Source organism: Basfia succiniciproducens (genome assembly GCF_011455875.1).
GTDB lineage: Bacteria > Pseudomonadota > Gammaproteobacteria > Enterobacterales > Pasteurellaceae > Basfia > Basfia succiniciproducens.
Map to the genome: position 1 here is coordinate 2,074,352 of NZ_CP015031.1, position 18,917 is coordinate 2,093,268.

Genomic DNA, 18,917 nt, shown 5'->3' on the forward strand with positions numbered 1-18,917 from the left:
TAAGCCAAGTTAATCCCGCCCAACCAACCTTATTCGATTGAATTTCATCATAACATGCTTTCAAAATTCCCTCAAAAAGCACCGCACTTTTACGAGATAATCCGCAGTTTCACTCAATTTTAAGCTATAATGACGCATTGTTTTTGCTTTATTTTGAGATTGTTATGGCACAAATTGCACAAAATCCGCTTGTTTTAGTTGACGGTTCGTCTTATTTATACCGTGCGTTTCACGCGTTTCCTCCTCTGACAAATTCCCTCGGTGAGCCGACGGGCGCAATGTTCGGTGTGTTAAATATGCTGAAGAGTCTGATTACTCAGGTACAGCCGAGTCATATTGCGGTGGTTTTTGATGCTAAAGGCAAAACATTCCGGGACGAACTCTTTGAACAATATAAGTCTCACCGACCGCCGATGCCTGATGATTTACGCAAACAAATTCAGCCGTTGCACGATATTATTCGCGCTTTAGGCATTCCTCTGCTTTCTATCGAAGGGGTTGAAGCGGACGATGTCATCGGCACTCTCGCTTTACAGGCGTCAAGTGCGGGCAAAAAAGTGCTGATTTCCACCGGCGATAAAGATATGGCGCAGTTAGTGGATGACAACATTATGCTTATCAATACCATGAATAACACTTTATTAGACAGAGAAGGCGTAATTGAAAAATACGGTATTCCGCCGGAATTAATCATTGATTATTTGGCCTTGATGGGAGATAGCTCCGATAATATTCCAGGTATCAGCGGCGTAGGTGAAAAAACCGCATTAGGCTTATTACAGGGAATCGGCAGCATGGCGGAAATTTATGCCAATTTGGATAACGTTGCCGATTTGCCTATTCGCGGGGCAAAAAAATTAGGGGAAAAACTGGCGGCGGCGAAAGCCGATGCGGATCTGTCTTATGTGCTGGCGACGATTAAAACGGATGTAGAGCTGGATTTGAACCCGGAACAGCTTATTATCGGTACGGCGAATAAGGATGAATTAATAGAGTATTTTGCCCGTTATGAATTTAAACGTTGGTTAAACGAAGCCTTGAACGGCGAGAGTTCGGTAACGAAACCGCAGGAACAGGCGGTGAAAATTAATAATTATCAGGCAACGCCGGCGCTTGCTAAACAGGAAAGTGCGGTCAAAAATTCGGTAAAAATCGACCGCACTTTGTATGAAACGGTGGACAATCAAGCCAAGCTGCAACAGTGGATTGAGAAAATCCGGCAGGTAAAATTAGTTGCGGTGGATACGGAAACCAACGCTTTGGATCCGATGCTGGCGGAACTGGTCGGCATATCTTTCGCTTTAGAAAACGGCGAGGCTTGTTATATTCCGCTTGCTCATGTTCATCAGGTTGCCGCTCAGGCGGAAAATGCGCAGGGCGATTTATTTGCGGAATCGGAGCAATCGCGTGAAAGTCGTTGGGAGCCGGTTGTCGGACAGCTGAACAAAGCGGAATGCCTGTCTCAATTAAAACCCTTATTAGAAAACCCGGAAATTAAAAAAATCGGGCAGAATATTAAATACGATTTAACCATTTTTGCCAATAACGGCATTAATATGCAGGGCGTGACCTTTGATACCATGTTGGAATCCTATGTGCTGGACAGTACCGGGCGCCATAATATGGACGATTTAGCGGAACGTTATTTAGGGCATCACACCATTGCTTTTGAAGATATTGCCGGCAAAGGGAAAAACCAACTGACGTTTGATCAAATCGAACTCAAAAAAGCGGCGGAATATGCGGCGGAGGATGCAGATGTGACCATGAAACTGCACCAAACCTTATGGCGGGAAGTCGCTCAAAGTCCGGAATTGGTGAAACTGTATCAAGAAATGGAATTGCCTTTAGTGAGTGTGCTTTCCCGTATCGAGCGTAACGGCGTATTAATCGACAGCCGGGCTTTGCTGGCGCAATCAAAAGAATTTTCGCAAAAACTGACCGCACTTGAGAACAAAGCCCACGAACTGGCGGGGCAACATTTTAATTTGGCGTCTACCAAACAGTTACAGGAGATTTTGTTTGATAAGCTCGGTTTGCCGGTGCTGAAGAAAACGCCGAAAGGGGCGCCTTCAACCAATGAAGAAGTGCTGGAAGAATTGGCTTATGAGCATGAATTGCCGAAATTGCTGGTAGAACACCGCGGTTTAAGCAAGCTTAAATCCACTTACACCGATAAATTGCCGCAAATGGTGAATCGAAAAACAGGGCGTGTGCATACCTCTTATCATCAGGCGGTCACCGCTACCGGCCGGTTATCTTCAAGTGATCCGAATTTGCAGAATATTCCGGTACGTAATGAAGAGGGGCGCCGCATCCGTCAGGCATTTATCGCCCGCAAAGGATTTAAAGTGATAGCTGCGGACTATTCGCAAATCGAATTACGCATTATGGCGCATTTATCGGCGGATAAAGGGTTAACCGCCGCCTTCAGCGAGGGGAAAGATATTCACCGTTCGACAGCGGCGGAAATCTTCGGGCTTGCTCTGGAGAATGTTACCGCCGAACAGCGTCGTAGCGCCAAAGCCATTAATTTCGGCTTAATTTACGGCATGTCTTCGTTTGGTCTGTCCCGTCAGCTCGGGATTGCCCGCGGCGATGCGCAACGTTACATGGATCTTTATTTCCAGCGTTATCCGGGCGTACAGACCTTTATGACCAATATTCGGGAAAAAGCCAAATCGCAGGGGTATGTGGAAACATTATTCGGTCGCCGTTTGTATTTGCCGGACATTCAATCCGCTAACGCCATGCGTCGCAAAGCGGCGGAACGGGTGGCGATTAACGCACCGATGCAGGGAACCGCGGCGGATATTATCAAGCGGGCGATGATCGATATTGATAAAGCCATTACCGATGATCCGGATATTCTCATGATTATGCAGGTACACGATGAATTGGTCTTTGAAGTCAAAGAAGACAAAATCGAGCATTACAGCGCTCTGATTAAATCCTTAATGGAAAATGCCGCACAACTTCATGTTCCGCTGATTGTTGATGTGGGGGTGGGCGATAACTGGGACGAAGCCCATTAATGTTATGGAAACCCAGGCCTTGAACGTGGCGAAGTGGATTTAGCGTTGCTTACGCCTAATATGGCGATGTCAGATTTGTATATCCGTCATTGAAAAATAAATTTTTATATTTTGTAGCATGTTTTCATAAATCATTTAAATTTTATTATACATAAAAATGGTCAATATTTGACAAATATACTATTTTAATGTAGCATGCAGTCTTATTTTGTTTGCTGAATTTTATTATTCAGCTACATTTTGTCTATTGTTTAGCGAATCCCGCTATCTTTTGGTATTACTTTTCTGGTAATTCCGCATCAAAAATCCCCTCTCCGGTAAGGGGCGATAACAGACCCTGAGTTTCTTTATTTCATTTTTGTTTTTGTAACAAAAGTTTTTGAATGTTTTAAATCATTCCCTGTTCAGCATAAATTTAAAGCGTTCATATTAGGGTATGTTTATAGAAGATAACAGACCTAACAACATGGAGCATTTAATGAGTTTATATCAACAACTTCGTGCTACGAGTACGTTAAAAGCACCTATTTTTATGCCGACGGTAATATTTGTTTTGCTGGTTACCGTTTTTTGTTCGGTTTTTCCCGAGCAGGCTCAAATTACGTTAAATATGGTAAAGCAAAGTATTTTTACGCATTTTAGTTGGTTTTATATTTTAGCCGGATCGATTTTCTTTCTTTTCCTTATTTTCTTGTGTGGTAGCCGTTTGGGAGATATTCGTTTAGGTGCGGACAACGATGAACCCGAATTTTCCTTTACCTCATGGATCGCTATGCTATTTGCGGCGGGAATGGGGATCGGGTTGATGTACTTCGGGGTTGCCGAACCGGTGTTGCATTATGTAAAACCGGTACAGGAAAATTTAACGGAAGCGGAACGCATGAAAGAAGCTATGATGACAACTTTTTATCATTGGGGAATCCATGCTTGGGCAATTTATGCGGTTATTGCGTTGGCATTAGCTTATTTTGGTTTCCGCTATAAACTGCCGTTAACGGTACGTTCCGGTTTTTATCCTTTATTAAAAAATAATCTTTCCGGCTTTTGGGGGCATTTAATCGACATTGTGGCTCTGTGCAGCACGATTTTTGGTTTAACCACCACCTTAGGTTATGGGGCGATGCAGGTGAATGCTGGCTTTAATAATTTAGGTTTAATTGATAGCAATAGTTTTGTCGTATTGGCGGTAATTATGATTGTTTCCATGATGCTAGCCGTTATTTCCGCCATTTCAGGTGTCGGTAAAGGAGTAAAGATCCTAAGTGAAACAAATTTGGTATTAGGCGGATTACTGCTTATTTTCGTGATTATAGCGGGCCCGACTTTGTGGTTATTCTCCGGTTTAACGGAGAACCTGGGTTATTACTTCAGTTCATTGCTTGAGCTAAGTTTCCGCACATTCGCTTATGAGCCCGAACATCAATCCTGGTTAAGTGGCTGGACAATTCTATATTGGTCCTGGTGGGCTTCCTGGGCGCCTTTTGTAGGCATGTTTATTGCAAAAATTTCTAAAGGTCGTACCATCCGCGAATTTATTTTAGGCGTATTGTTCGTACCTTCGTTATTTAATATTTTGTGGATGACAAGTTTCGGCGGTTCGGCGATCTGGATCGATCAGCAAACTCACGGTGCGCTGGCTGCAATCAGCGATAATACCGAGGCGTTGTTATTCGGTTTTTTTGATCAGTTACCTTTCGGTCAAATTGCTTCGGTTATCGCACTATTAGTGATTTCTATTTTCTTTATTACCTCGGCGGATTCCGGCATTTTTGTGTTAAACAATATGGCATCGCAAGGCAGCGGAAAAGCGCCGAAGTGGCAAAGCGTTTTTTGGGGCGCGTTGCTTGCGGTACTCGGACTTTCCCTGCTGTATTCCGGCGGGCTGGCTTCTTTGCAGTCTATGACCTTAATTATTGCACTGCCTTTTATGGCGATTATGCTGGTGCTCTGCTTCGGTTTGTGGAAAGGATTGATGGTTGATACCCAATATTCCAGTAAAAAATTTACTCAAGGTAGTGTGTTATGGACCGGTGAAAACTGGAAAGAACGGCTGGAAAAAATTGTGAACCCGACGGATCGCAAAGATATCCGGCGTTTTCTGAATCAAATCGCTCGTCCTGCCTTTAATGATTTGGTGAAAGAATTTTTGGAACACGGTTTAAACGCACAAATGAATTTTATCGACGGTAAAAATCCTAAAATTGAGTTTGAAGTCGTTAATGAAAATTTGCGTAATTTCTTATACGGAATCCGTTTACAATCCCGTCAATTATCGGATTTAGTGGTGGATGACGATAATTTACCGAATCTGGAAGAAAGTAAAATTTATGAGCCGATTACCTATTTCTTCGACGGTCGCGAAGGTTATGACGTACAGTACATGACGCAAGAGGAACTCATCGTAGACGTATTAAAACAATACGAACGGTTTATGAATCTGGCCATGGATAAAAGCCATAATTTAATGACGGCGGATGTAGAAAATATGGCGGAATAGCGAACTTCCCTTAATAAAATAAAAAGTGCGGTAAAAATTTGGAGATTTTTCACCGCACTTTTAAGGAAGAGAGGATTTGTCTAGATAATTCTTGAAAATTGCTGTCTTTTTGCCAGTTGTCTTGAATAGGTGTCAAAACACATACAAATGTTACGAATCAGCAGGCGGCCGCGGGCGGAGACCTGAATCGCCGTATCCGTGATTTCCACCAATCCGTCTTCGGCAAGGGGCGCCAGTAGGGCTAAATCTTCGGTAAAATGTGTTTTGAAATCAATATTATATTGTTTCTCGATTAACTCGTAATTAAGTTTAAAATTACAGATCAACTGTTTGATTACATCACGGCGCAGGCAGTCTTCCTTGCTTAACACTAAGCCTTTGTGCAAGGCAATACCGGTTGCATCCACATCCGCATAATAGCGTTTCAACTCTTTTTGGTTTTGGGCGTAAGTATCACCTAACAGGCTGATTGCGGAAACGCCGAGACCTAATAAATCGCATTCTTCCTGTGTGGTGTAACCCTGGAAGTTACGGTGCAATACGCCGTTTTGTTGAGCAATCGCCAGTTCGTCATCCGGTTTGGCAAAATGATCCATACCGATAAACTTGTAACCCGCCGCACCTAAGGTTTCGATAGTTTTTTGTAAAATCGTCAACTTGGTTTCCGGCGCCGGCAGCATATGATCTTTAATTTTTGCCTGTCCGGCAAAGCGGCTGGGTAGATGGGCGTAATTGAACACGCTCAAGCGATCGGGGTTTAACTCGATTACCTTTTGCAGGGTGAACATAAAACTTTCCACATTTTGCAACGGTAGACCGTAAATAAGATCCAGATTGGTGGACCGGAAACCTAGTTCACGGGCATGTACCAGCAAGGCTTTAATGAATTCTTCGTCCTGTTCGCGGTTCACCGCTTTTTGTACGTCTTTATTGAAATCCTGTACGCCCATACTGATGCGGTTAAAACCTATTTTACGCAGGTGGTCTAGCATGCTGAGCTCGATTTCACGGGGATCCATTTCAATACTGATTTCAGCACTATCGGCAATGCTGAAATGATTGCGCAGCATGGTCATTAAGCGCGCGGATTGCGCTTCGGACAGATAAGTCGGCGTGCCGCCGCCCCAGTGAATTTGGGTAACGCTGCGGGTTTTAAATAATTCGGCGCGGTGTTTGATTTCCTGTTCAAGATAATCAAGATAAATATCCGCTTTATGCTGGTGGCGGGTAATCACTTTATTACAACCGCAGAAATAGCAAAGTTTATGGCAAAACGGAATATGCACATAAAGGGAAAGCGGACGGCCCGGATAACGTGCCGCTGCGGCTTTAAAATCTTCATCGGTGTAGTTCTCGTTGAATTCGAGCGCCGTCGGATAGGACGTATAACGGGGACCTGATTGATTGTATTTTTGAATCAGCGCCAAATCCCAAATAATGTCAGACATAAAATGTTTCCCCACAAAACAATATGTTACTGTTTGATTTTTTGATAGCTTGCAATGTCAGCCAAAAGCTGTTCAAGCTCAGATTTGATTTTTTCTTCCAATTCCGCTTCGGCGGTTTCACGGGCCAGATCGAGTTTCATACGCTCATTGCGTTTAAGTGCGCGACGAGAATCGTGAGTCGGCATATCTTTTACCGTTTGGTAAAGCCGGTGCATGGAATGATAGGCATCAATCTCTTTTTGTCCTAAGGGTTCGAGCAGCATTTTTAACCGGATCACGCCCTCGGAATGGTTGCATTCGCCGCTTTGCATGGCTTTGGCGATAATTGTAATGCTTTCGTGCAGGCGCGCGATTCTGGCTTGACGGGCCTGCGCAAAACGGCGTTTTTGCTTGTGCAGTTCACGGAAAATATAAATGCTGTAACCCGCCATTGCGACAATAATAATGATGGCGAGAATGGAAAGAATATAAGTCCAGGTCATAAAAATAATGAATTATTTAAATTGGTTAATATCGATTTTCTCAAAGGTACGCAGCAAGTTGTCTTCGCTTTCTTCTTCGTCTTCAATACCCAGTTCGTCCATTAATTGAGCAATGCGATCCAGGCATTCATCCACGAATTTTTGATCTTCTGCGCTGATTGTTTTGCCTTCGTCCAACGCATCCAATAATTGATTAAGGCATTCATTGTTTTCCAATTGCTCTAATTCAAGCATCGGATCCAATTTTTTCACTTTTTCTTCCGCAGGCTGAACCTGAACCGGTTGGATAAATTGACCTTTTTCCGGCTTATTGACGAATTCCACCACTAAAGGCACTTTTTTGCGGCTGCCTAAGCGCGGATCCCGTTTTTCCTGCATTTGTTGGTTGTTGTGCTGTTCAGACCGGCTGTGACGGGAACCTGAAGTTAACCCTTTGTGTTTTTTCTTTTTTTTATCTTCACGGGCTTTCGCATCCAATTCATAACGCGTGAGTTTTTTGCTCGGACGGGTATAACTTGCCGGTGAGATTTGACTTTTATCCGATTTGCGCTGCGGCATCACATCAACGATGTTGCGGCTTTTCTTTTGACGAGACATAATATTCCTTACATTCCTAAACGATTAAGGGCGGATTGTATCATTTTAGCGGGATTATCTCACTATTTCTTTGCAATTTACCTCTATCCGGTTAGCGGAAATTTTATCCCGGAGAAAATAAAATTTGCGCTTTTTCGACCGCACTTTTGCCTTAGAAATCCGCCGGGCGGAAAAAGGTCATTTCTTCGCCGCTAATTGGATGTTTGATGGTGAGGCTTTCCGCATGCAGACATAAACGTGGCGCCATGGTTTTCGCCTGCGGATGCGCATAAAATTTGTCCCCTAAAATAGGATGACCGAGCGCCAGCATATGCAAACGCAATTGGTGCGAACGTCCGGTAATCGGCGTGAGTTTGACCCGGGTGGTATTGTTGGGCAGGCGTTGTAAAACTTCGTATTTTGTGACCGCACTTTTCCCCCGTTCGAAACAAATCGTTTGCCGCGGGCGGTTTTCCCAGTCGCAAACCAAAGGGAGATTTACCTCGCCCGAATCCTGCTCCAAGTGTCCCCAGACTAAGGCTTCGTAGTATTTCTTGGTTTCGCGTTCACGAAACTGACGTTTTAGTTCGCTGTCCGCCGCTTTGCTCATGGCGAATAACAAAATTCCGCTGGTTGCCATATCCAGGCGGTGTGCAGGTTCGCAGAATCCGTATTTATCTTTTACCCGAGACATTGCACTGTCGTAATATTGGGGCTGATTTCCCGGTACCGAAAGCAAGCCGCTCGGCTTATTGACCACTAAAATATGATTATCATGATAAACAATATCAAGCCAGGGCTCTGTCGGTGGGTTATATTCAATTAATGCCATGAAATTCTCTTATAGGGTGGAAAATAAAGAAAACGGGGATTATACAAAACTTTGTCGATTTTGACCGCACTTTTTATTGATAAACCGGCGGGCATCAGAACCATGCCCGCCTTGAATTACGAGTGATAAGAATCAGCAGAAATGCATAATCATTTTGGTGAGTAAGTCACGGGTCGGCTCAATAAACTCGGCAGATAAAAATTCATCCGGTTGGTGTGCCTGTTCGATAGAACCCGGGCCCAGCACTAAGGTCGGGCAGAGTTCCTGAATAAAAGGCGCTTCAGTGCAATAATTTACCACCTCGCATTTTTCACCCAGTAATTTTTCCACAACCTGCACGACTTGCGCGCTATGTTCGCATTCGTAACCGGGCGTAGGTTCATGCAAAGCTTCGATAGAAATACGATCGCCCCATTTTTCAAACATAGGCGCCAATTTTTGTTGCAGCATTTCGTCTAAATCTTCCAAACGCATTTTCGGCAACGGGCGAATGTCAAAATGCAGTTCGCAACAGCCGCAGATTCGATTTACCGCATCGCCGCCGTGAATCGCTCCGAAGTTCATGGTCGGGTAAGGAATTTCAAAGGCGTCGTGGTGATATTTATCCCGTAATTCATCGCGCATTTGCATCAGATAGCCGGTTGCCTCGTGCATCAGTTCGATAGCGTTAATGCCTTTTGCCGGGTCGCTTGAATGCCCGCTTTTGCCGATGATACGAACCGCTTTTCCCACATGTCCTTTATGTGCCCGTACGGCGCGAAGTGAAGTCGGTTCGCCGATTAAGGCGCAATCCGGGCGGATGTGCGTGTGTCGGATAAAGGTACGGGTGCCGAGCATGGTGGTTTCCTCATCCGCCGTTGCCAGAATGCGTAAAGGTTTAGTCAGTTTGGTTAAATCGATTTGGCGGACGGCGTCAATAACAAAGGCAAAAAAGCCTTTCATATCCGCCGTGCCTAAACCGAAAAATTTACCGTCACGTTCCGTCAGTTTAAAAGGGTTGGTGGTCCATAATTCTTCGTTGCAAGGTACGGTATCCGTGTGACCCGCTAATAATAAGCCGCCTTCGCCTTCGCCGTAGGTCGCCAATAAATTGTATTTGGCGCGGCTGTTTTCCACCGGAATAATTTCCGTTTTAAAACCGAGCGTCGCCAGCCAATCGGCTAATAACTCAATTAACGCTTTGTTTGATTGGTCAAATTCGGGTTCAAGGGCGCTGATGGTCGGAAGGGCGATCAACTGTGAATACATATCGAGAAATTTAGGCAGTCGTTTCATGGCGGTAGTCCAAATAGTTGTTGATTTTTAAATAATTATGCAGAATAATAGCATAATTAATCATTAATAAGAATTTTAAATCTATTATACGGGATAAATTATGGCACAAAAAGCAATCGTTATCGGTGCAAGCGGATATACCGGTGCGGAGTTGGCGAGAATCCTGACTCATCACCCCGAATTCGAACTTGCTGGTTTATATGTTTCAACCAATAGTGCGGATGCAAACAAATCTATTTCTACACTCTATCCTCAACTCAAAACTATCTGCGATTTACCTCTGCAACCTCTGCCGGAAGATTTAACGGAAATCGCACAAAACGCCGATTTGGCTTTTTTCGGTACGGCACATGAAGTGAGTGCGAATTTAGCGCCGGTTTTTCTGCAAAATAACTGTAAAGTTTTTGATCTTTCGGGGGCGTATCGGGTAAACAGCGAATCTTTTTATCAGGAATTTTACGGTTTTGAACACAAACATCCCGAATTGTTAAAACAAGCGGTATATGGTTTGGCGGAATGGAATGCGGATAAGATCAAAACTACGGATTTAGTTGCTGTTGCCGGTTGCTATCCGACGGTTTCTCAGCTAAGTTTAAAACCTTTAATTGAGGAAGGTTTACTGGATGTTAACCAATTGCCGGTGATTAATGCGGTAAGCGGTGTGAGCGGGGCCGGGCGAAAAGCTTCACTGACCAGCAGTTTCTGCGAAGTAAGTTTAAACGCCTATGGTGTGTTTAACCATCGCCATCAACCGGAAATCGCCACTCATTTGGGTACGGATGTTATTTTTACTCCGCATTTAGGCAATTTTAAACGCGGTATTTTGGCGACTATCACCGCTAAGTTGAAAGCAGGTGTAAGCGATGAACAGATCAAGCGGGCTTATGCAAAATATTATGCGAATAAACCGTTGGTTCGTGTGTATGAACAGGGTTTGCCAAGTATTAAGGCGGTAGAATTCAGCCCGTATTGCGATATCGGTTTTGCCACTAAAAATAACCATATTATTATTGTGGGCGCGGAAGATAATTTATTAAAAGGCGCGGCGGCTCAAGCAGTACAATGCGCTAACATTCGTTATGGCTACAATGAAGTTTTAGGATTAATTTAAAATGAAACCCTTAGTAATTAAACTTGGCGGCGTATTATTAGACACACCCGCCGCCATGGAAAATTTATTTACCGCGTTGGCGGATTATCAACAGAATTTTGCCCGCCCTTTATTAATTGTACACGGCGGCGGCTGTCTGGTTGATGATTTAATGAAGCGTTTAAATCTTCCCGTGCAAAAGAAAAACGGATTACGGGTGACGCCGGCGGATCAAATCGACATTATTGTGGGCGCGTTAGCCGGTATTGCGAATAAAACTTTAGTGGCGCAGGCGGCAAAATTCAAATTAAATCCGGTCGGCTTGTGCTTAGCCGACGGTAATTTAACTCAAGCCACACAATTTGATCCCGAATTGGGGCATGTGGCGATGGTGGTGGCGAAAAATCCCGCTTTGTTAAATAATTTGTTAGGTGACGCTTTTTTACCTATTATTAGTTCTATCGCCGTTGATGATAACGGTTTATTAATGAATGTAAATGCCGATCAGGCGGCAACGGCAATTGCGGCGTTAATCAACGCGGATTTGGTGATGTTGTCCGATGTGGACGGCGTGCTGGATGCAAATAAACAACGCTTAACGGAACTGAATTCGGCACAAATTGAGCAACTAATCGAAGATAAAGTGATTACCGACGGTATGATCGTTAAAGTAAATGCCGCATTGGATGCCGCCAAGATTTTAAATTGCGGCGTGGATATTGCAAACTGGAAATATCCTGAAAAATTAACCGCACTTTTTGCCGGTGAAATTATCGGCACCAGAATTAATCCGTAACGGAAATTGCAAAGGTACATTACGTACCTTAATAACGAATTCAGGGGCGTAGGCGATACGCCCCTACAAAATTAAAAGGAATATAAATATGGCACTTTGGGGTGGACGTTTTACACAAGCGGCGGATCAGCGTTTTAAAGATTTTAACGATTCGTTACGTTTTGATTACCGTCTTGCGGAACAGGATATCGAAGGTTCGGTAGGCTGGTCAAAAGCTTTAGTTAGCGTAGGCGTGTTAACTACGGACGAACAACAACAATTGGAACGGGCTTTAAACGAACTGTTAATTGAAGTACGTTCGAATCCGCAGGCAATTTTGCAGGATGATGCGGAAGATATCCACAGCTGGGTTGAAAGCAAGCTTATCGACAAAGTGGGCAATCTCGGCAAAAAATTGCATACGGGTCGTAGCCGTAACGACCAAGTGGCGCTTGATATTAAAATGTGGTGTAAAGCGCAGGTAACCGAATTGCAATATGCCGTACGTGATTTACAGGCAAAATTAGTGGAAACCGCCGAGAACAATCAACATGCGGTAATGCCCGGTTATACTCACTTGCAACGAGCACAACCTATTAGTTTTGCCCATTGGTGTATGGCTTATGTGGAAATGTTAGAGCGTGACTATTCCCGCCTTGCCGATGCTTATAATCGCATGGATTCATGCCCGTTAGGCAGCGGTGCGTTAGCGGGAACGGCGTACCCGGTAGATCGCGAACAATTAGCCAAAGACTTAGGCTTTGCTTTTGCCACCCGCAACAGCTTAGACAGCGTATCTGATCGGGACCATATCATCGAATTGCTTTCTACCGCTTCATTAAGTATGGTTCATCTTTCCCGTTTTGCCGAAGATATGATTATCTTCAATAGCGGTGAGGCGGATTTTGTTGAATTATCCGATCGCGTTACTTCCGGTTCGTCTTTAATGCCGCAAAAGAAAAACCCTGACGCCTGCGAATTAATTAGAGGCAAAGCCGGTCGGGTTATCGGCTCGCTAACAGGTATGATGGTTACCGTGAAAGGTTTGCCGCTTGCCTATAACAAAGATATGCAGGAAGATAAAGAAGGCATTTTCGATGCGTTAGACACATGGCACGACTGCTTAACCATGGCGGCATTTGTGCTGGAAGATATTCGCGTTAATGTTGAGCGCACTCGCGAAGCCGCTCTGAAAGGTTATTCCAATGCAACGGAACTGGCCGATTACCTGGTGGCAAAAGGCGTACCGTTCCGTGATTCTCATCATATTGTAGGAGAAACCGTCGTTTATGCCATTAAAGTTCACAAAGGGCTGGAAGACCTGAGTATTGAAGAATTCCGCCAATTCAGTGATGTGGTAGGCGAAGACGTTTACCCGATTCTTTCCTTGCAATCGTGCCTGGATAAACGAAGCGCAAAAGGCGGCGTCTCACCGTTACGCGTAGCGGAAGCCATTGCGGACGCAAAAGCGCGCATTGCAGCAAAGAAATAATTGAATTATAAAAACAGATTGTAAGGACGCCAAGTTTGGCGTCTTTATTTTTATTGCATACGGTTCCCAATCTATAATTCCGCATGCATTATAAAATTAACCGAATTTTGACCGCACTTTGCTATAAATCGCCAAAGCAGAGCTGTAACGCCGTGATTGCTACTAAAGACGCGGTTTCCGTGCGTAATACCCGTTTACCCAATAATACTTCGGTAAACCCCTGCCGTTCCGTTTGGGCGATTTCCTGCGGAGACAGCCCGCCTTCCGAGCCGATTAATAAACGTACCCCCTCGGCGGGAATGTCAGGCAGTGTTTGAATGGAATATTTAGCGCGCGGATGTAAATTCAATTTCAGCATACCGTCTTGTTCGGCGCACCAATCCTGCAATTTCATCATAGGCCGGATTTCCGGCACTATATTGCGCCCGCATTGTTCACAGGCGGCAACGGCAATTTTTTGCCATTGTTGGATTTTTTTATCCATTCGCTCCGCATCCAGCTTTACCCCGCAACGTTCCGACCACAAAGGCGTTATCACGTTCACGCCCAATTCGACGGATTTTTGAACGGTAAATTCCATGCGTTCGCCGCGAGAAATTACCTGCCCCAAATGGATTTTCAGATGGCTTTCTCGGTCGTCTAATTGACAATCCCGGATTTCCGCCGTGACGGATTTTTTATCCGCCTGAAGAATAACCGCAGTATAAACATGATTACTGCCGTCGAATAATTCAAGTCGTTCGCCCGCCTGCATTCTCAACACGCGCCCTACATGATTCGCCGCCTCGTCAGTTAAACGACAGGTCTTAATATTCGTTAAAGAATCCGGATGATAAATTCTGGGAATTCGCATAATTTCTCATTAGTAAAAAAGCAATGGCTTATCATAACAGAAATAAAAAGAAAGTTCTGTATTCGTAGTTCCGTGAATCCTCAATAACCTGCTTGAATATTTGTGTTTAATATAGATTCTAATGATTAAAATAAATAAAAGTGCGGTAGAATATCTGATAGAATATGTCAGTTTTCCGGCAAGCTTGATTTACTGTGTAAGCGTTCTCGGAATATACATAAATCCTAGTGTTAATAAAAGGGAGAAAAGGCTATAGAAAACCTGCAGCGGGGTTTTGTGTTACACCGCAAACCTTATAGCGAAACCAGTCTGTTAGTGGATCTGCTCACAGAAGAAAGCGGACGATTAACCGTTCTTGCAAAAGGGGCAAGGGCTAAGCGCTCTGCATTAAAATCTGTTTTGCAGCCTTTTACGCCGTTATTGTTGCGCTGGACCGGTAAAAGCAGCCTTAAAATCTTAACGAAAGCGGAACCCGCCGCTATCGCCTTGCCTCTCCAACAAACGGCGCTATTCAGCGGCTTTTATGTGAACGAATTAATCACCCGAGTGATTGAGCCGGAAACGCCGAATCCGCAATTATTCCAGGATTATTTGCATTGTTTGACGAGCCTTGCGGTATCGCAGAATTTTGTCGAACCCGCTTTACGGGAATTTGAATTTAAACTTCTGCATATTTTGGGATACGGCGTGGATTTTCTCCATTGCGCCGGTTCCGGCGAGCCGGTAGATGAAAATATGACTTACCGCTACCGTGAGGAAAAAGGCTTTATCGCCTCCTTAATTAAGGATAATTTAACTTTTTTCGGACGGGAACTTATCGCTTTCGAACGGCAGGATTTCAGCGAAAAATCCGTATTGCAGGCGGCAAAACGCTTTACCCGAGTTGCCTTAAAGCCTTATTTAGGCAATAAACCGTTGAAAAGCCGCGAACTTTTTACTCAGACTATTTTACATTTGAAATAATTTGCCATGGTTTTACTTTATACACCTCCCCAAAAAATAAATAAGCTCCAACGAGAAATGGAAGTAGAGATCCTCGATCTTGATTATCAAGGATTAGGCGTGGCAAAAATTCAAGGAAAAACCTGGTTTGTTGAAAACGCGTTACCGGGCGAGAAAGTTCGGATTAAAATTAAAGAAGAAAAACGCCAGTTCGGTCTGGCAACAACTAAAAAGATCCTTGAGGCGAGTGCGCAACGGCAAACGCCGAAATGTCAGTATGCGTCTCAATGCGGCGGTTGCCAAAATCAGCATATTCCCGTCGAAATGCAACGGGAAGCAAAACAAAAAGCCTTATTCCGACGGTTATTGAAACTGCAACCGGAAGGCATTGAATTTATGCCGATGATAGTTGGTGAAGCTTTTGGTTATCGCCGCCGCGTGCGCCTTAGTATGTTATTTGACGGAAAATTGAAACGATTAGAAATCGGCTTTCGGCAAAAAAATTCCGCCCAAATCGTTCATATTGAGCAATGTGAGGTGATTGAGCCTGCGTTAAATAAAATTCTGTCAAAACTGACCGCACTTTTATCCCGTTTTTCTCAACCGAAAAATCTTGGGCATATTGAATTGGTCGCAGCGGATAACGGCGTTGCCATGTTGTTGCGTTACAGTGGAAAATTGACGGAAAACGACCGCACTTTACTGTTGGATTTTGCCGTTCGGGAAGAGCTAATGCTTTTTTTACAGGATGATGAAAAAACAGAACAAATTTACGGACAACCGCCTTTCTATCAATTAGCGGATAACCTGCAATTACAATTTGATATCCGGGATTTTATTCAGGTCAACAGCCTATTGAATCAGCGGATGATCACCGCAGCGCTGGATTGGCTGGACGTACAAAAACAGGATCATGTGTTAGATCTGTTTTGCGGTATGGGAAATTTCACATTGCCGTTAAGTCGACGAGTAAAAAGTGCGGTCGGAATTGAAGGAATTTCGGCGATGGTGGAAAAAGCCAAAGCAAATGCCGAACGAAATCAATGTCAAAATGTCCAATTTTATCGTGCTGATTTAGATCAGAATTTTGCAGATGAAGTCTGGGCGACAGAGCCATTTAATAAAATTTTACTGGATCCGCCTCGAACCGGTGCCGCATTTGCGCTGAATGCACTTTGCCGGTTAAAGGCGGAAAAAATTCTTTACGTATCTTGTAATCCTGCGACTTTGGTGCGAGATGCGGAGATTCTATTAAACTCGGATTATCGGGTTAAAAAAGTCGCAATGATTGATATGTTCCCCCACACGGGACATTTGGAAAGCATTACACTTTTCGAAAAACAAAGTTAGTAAGGAAAAATTATGGTTGCGGTGCGTGTTTCTCATTTATTGAATCCCAAAGACTTTATTATTGAAGACTGGTGCGCCGGTTTGGGATTAACGCCGGATGTGGAAAAAAATATTGTGCGTGCTTGGTATTACGCCCAGGAAAAAGCGCAACAACTTTTCCAGAACAGCCATTGGTATTTGCGTGACGGTGTGGAAATGGTCGAAATTCTGCACGGTTTAAATATGGATGCGGACAGCTTGCTAACCGCTATGCTATTTCCGATTGTGAATGCGAAAATCGTGAATCAGGAACAAATTAAAGAAGATTTCGGTCCCCATATCTGGAAATTGCTTAAAGGTGTGATTGAAATGAATAATATTCGTCAATTAAACACCACTGACTCCAACGCCCAGGTGGATAACATACGCAGAATGTTATTGGCTATGGTTGATGATTTCCGTTGTGTGATTATCAAACTTGCGGAGCGCATCACTTATCTGCGGGATGCGGAAAAACGCTATTCCAAACAGGATAAAGTTGCCGCCGCTAAAGAATGTTCCAATATTTATGCGCCTTTAGCCAATCGGTTGGGTATAGGCCAGCTTAAATGGGAACTGGAAGATTATTGTTTCCGCAACCTGCAACCGGAACAATATCGTATTATCGCAATCAAGCTCAATGAACGCCGCCTGGATCGCGAACAATACATCGCTGATTTTGTGCAACGGGTATCGCAATATCTGGATGAATCCGTTACCGGCGCCGAAATATACGGGCGTCCGAAACATATTTATAGCATCTGGCGTAAAATGCAGAAAAAACATTTGGATTTCAGTCAGTTATATGATATTCGTGCGGTTCGGATCATTGTGCCGGCGCTACAGGATTGCTATACCGCACTTGGTATCGTGCATACCCATTTCAAACATTTACCTGATCAATTTGACGATTATATCGCAAATCCGAAGCCTAACGGTTATCAGTCCATTCATACCGTGGTGTTGGGTGAAGGCGACAAACCTATTGAAGTACAAATTCGTACCAAAAAAATGCACGATGACGCGGAACTCGGCGTTGCCGCGCACTGGAAATATAAAGAAGGAAATACGGGCTCGCTTTCCGCTTACGAAGAAAAAATCATTTGGTTGCGTAAACTCCTTGCCTGGCAGCACGATATCAGTAACTCTGGTGAAGTTGTGCCGGAATTACGCACCCAGGTGTTTGATGATCGGGTTTACGTATTTACGCCAAAAGGCGAAGTGGTGGATTTACCGGCGGGTTCTACGCCTCTTGACTTTGCTTACGCTATTCACAGCGATGTGGGGCATCGCTGTATCGGCGCGAAAGTCGGCGGTCGGATTGTACCTTTTACCTATCAGCTGCAGATGGGCGATCAGATCGATATTATTACGCAGAAAAATCCGAATCCGAGCCGCGACTGGTTGAATCCGAGCTTAGGTTTTACCCATACGGCTAAGGCACGTTCTAAAATTCAAGCCTGGTTTAAAAAACTGGATCGTGAGAAAAATATTCCTATCGGTAAAGAGCAGTTGGAAAACGAACTTAACCGATTAGCCATTACGTTAAAACAAGTGGAACCTATTGCACTGCCTCGTTATAACTTAAAAAGTATTGATGATTTGTACTCAGGCATCGGTAGCGGCGATATCCGGTTAAATCATTTAATTAATTTCTTACAGGCAAAATTAATTAAACCGACGGCTCAGGAAGCTGATGAAGAAGTATTGCGACAAGTCACTAAAACGGCAAATAGCGCAGCAAACCAGCAAAAAAATGAAAAAAATAAAGGTTATGTTATTGTCGAAGGCGTGGGTAACCTTATGCATCATATTGCGCGCTGTTGCCAACCGATTCCGGGTGATGATATCGAAGGCTATATCACGCTTGGTCGGGGTATTTCAATCCATCGTACGGATTGCGAACAACTTGCCGAATTAAAAGCGGCACATCCGGAACGAGTGGTGGAATCCATTTGGGGCGAGAATTATAATTCGGCTTCCGGTTTCAACCTTAGCATCCGGGTTATTGCTAATGATCGTAACGGATTATTACGCGATATTACAACCGTGCTGGCAAATGATAAAATTTCGGTAGCAAACGTTACTACAAGGTTGGATTCGAAACGGCAATTAGCAACAATGGATTTAGAAATTCAGCTCAAAAATGTACAGATTTTAGGCAAGGTTATCACCCGTTTAACAAAATTAGATGATGTAATTGAAGTGAAACGATTATAATTAACCCACTACATAACAAAAAGTGCGGTCAA

The 18,917-nt window shown here is 43.9% G+C and carries 14 protein-coding genes; 8 read left to right on the plus strand and 6 right to left on the minus strand.

The window, feature by feature from the left end; genetic code table 11:
• Nucleotides 1-164: 164 nt before the first annotated feature.
• On the plus strand, nucleotides 165-3,035 hold the full coding sequence (gene polA / locus A4G13_RS09665; protein ID WP_090654194.1) for a DNA polymerase I: 2,871 nt from the start codon (nucleotides 165-167) through the stop codon (nucleotides 3,033-3,035).
• 478 nt (nucleotides 3,036-3,513) lie between these two features.
• Complete coding sequence (locus A4G13_RS09670; protein ID WP_090654192.1) at nucleotides 3,514-5,532, plus strand: BCCT family transporter; 2,019 nt, start codon at nucleotides 3,514-3,516, stop codon at nucleotides 5,530-5,532.
• An 80-nt stretch (nucleotides 5,533-5,612) separates the two neighbouring features.
• Here the strand turns inward: A4G13_RS09670 and hemN are convergent, their stop codons facing one another.
• From hemN to argE, 5 genes are all read right to left on the minus strand, one after another.
• Entirely contained in the window at nucleotides 5,613-6,980 is a 1,368-nt protein-coding gene (gene hemN / locus A4G13_RS09675; protein WP_090654190.1) for an oxygen-independent coproporphyrinogen III oxidase, read from the minus strand.
• 26 nt (nucleotides 6,981-7,006) lie between these two features.
• On the minus strand, nucleotides 7,007-7,462 hold the full coding sequence (locus tag A4G13_RS09680) for a DUF2489 domain-containing protein (RefSeq protein ID WP_011199411.1): 456 nt from the start codon (nucleotides 7,460-7,462) through the stop codon (nucleotides 7,007-7,009).
• Between the two features lie 12 nt (nucleotides 7,463-7,474).
• On the minus strand, nucleotides 7,475-8,059 hold the full coding sequence (gene yihI / locus A4G13_RS09685; protein WP_090654188.1) for a Der GTPase-activating protein YihI: 585 nt from the start codon (nucleotides 8,057-8,059) through the stop codon (nucleotides 7,475-7,477).
• Nucleotides 8,060-8,210: 151 nt separating this feature from the next.
• Nucleotides 8,211-8,870, minus strand: coding sequence for a bifunctional tRNA pseudouridine(32) synthase/23S rRNA pseudouridine(746) synthase RluA (gene rluA / locus A4G13_RS09690; RefSeq protein ID WP_090654186.1), 660 nt, complete (start codon nucleotides 8,868-8,870; stop codon nucleotides 8,211-8,213).
• A gap of 132 nt (nucleotides 8,871-9,002) precedes the next feature.
• Complete coding sequence (argE, locus tag A4G13_RS09695; RefSeq protein WP_090654184.1) at nucleotides 9,003-10,145, minus strand: acetylornithine deacetylase; 1,143 nt, start codon at nucleotides 10,143-10,145, stop codon at nucleotides 9,003-9,005.
• A gap of 100 nt (nucleotides 10,146-10,245) precedes the next feature.
• On the opposite strand from argE, the gene argC reads away from it, so the two are divergent.
• The 3 genes from argC (at nucleotide 10,246) to argH (ending at nucleotide 13,502) form a co-directional block, all read left to right on the plus strand.
• Complete coding sequence (gene argC, locus A4G13_RS09700; RefSeq protein ID WP_011199417.1) at nucleotides 10,246-11,256, plus strand: N-acetyl-gamma-glutamyl-phosphate reductase; 1,011 nt, start codon at nucleotides 10,246-10,248, stop codon at nucleotides 11,254-11,256.
• A gap of 1 nt (nucleotide 11,257) precedes the next feature.
• Nucleotides 11,258-12,031: an acetylglutamate kinase gene (argB, locus tag A4G13_RS09705; protein WP_011199418.1), complete on the plus strand. Its 774-nt coding sequence runs from the start codon at nucleotides 11,258-11,260 to the stop codon at nucleotides 12,029-12,031.
• Between the two features lie 88 nt (nucleotides 12,032-12,119).
• Nucleotides 12,120-13,502: an argininosuccinate lyase gene (gene argH, locus A4G13_RS09710; RefSeq protein ID WP_011199419.1), complete on the plus strand. Its 1,383-nt coding sequence runs from the start codon at nucleotides 12,120-12,122 to the stop codon at nucleotides 13,500-13,502.
• Nucleotides 13,503-13,623: 121 nt separating this feature from the next.
• Here the strand turns inward: argH and rsmE are convergent, their stop codons facing one another.
• Nucleotides 13,624-14,355: a 16S rRNA (uracil(1498)-N(3))-methyltransferase gene (gene rsmE / locus A4G13_RS09715; protein ID WP_011199420.1), complete on the minus strand. Its 732-nt coding sequence runs from the start codon at nucleotides 14,353-14,355 to the stop codon at nucleotides 13,624-13,626.
• 252 nt (nucleotides 14,356-14,607) lie between these two features.
• Here rsmE and recO point away from each other — a divergent pair, with 252 nt between their 5' ends.
• Genes recO through relA form a run of 3 tightly spaced genes read left to right on the plus strand, consistent with a single transcriptional unit; the run spans nucleotide 14,608 to nucleotide 18,885 of the window.
• Complete coding sequence (gene recO, locus A4G13_RS09720; RefSeq protein WP_090654182.1) at nucleotides 14,608-15,318, plus strand: DNA repair protein RecO; 711 nt, start codon at nucleotides 14,608-14,610, stop codon at nucleotides 15,316-15,318.
• 6 nt (nucleotides 15,319-15,324) lie between these two features.
• Entirely contained in the window at nucleotides 15,325-16,647 is a 1,323-nt protein-coding gene (rlmD, locus tag A4G13_RS09725; protein ID WP_090654180.1) for a 23S rRNA (uracil(1939)-C(5))-methyltransferase RlmD, read from the plus strand.
• A 12-nt stretch (nucleotides 16,648-16,659) separates the two neighbouring features.
• Nucleotides 16,660-18,885, plus strand: coding sequence for a GTP diphosphokinase (gene relA, locus A4G13_RS09730; protein WP_011199423.1), 2,226 nt, complete (start codon nucleotides 16,660-16,662; stop codon nucleotides 18,883-18,885).
• Nucleotides 18,886-18,917: the final 32 nt, after the last annotated feature.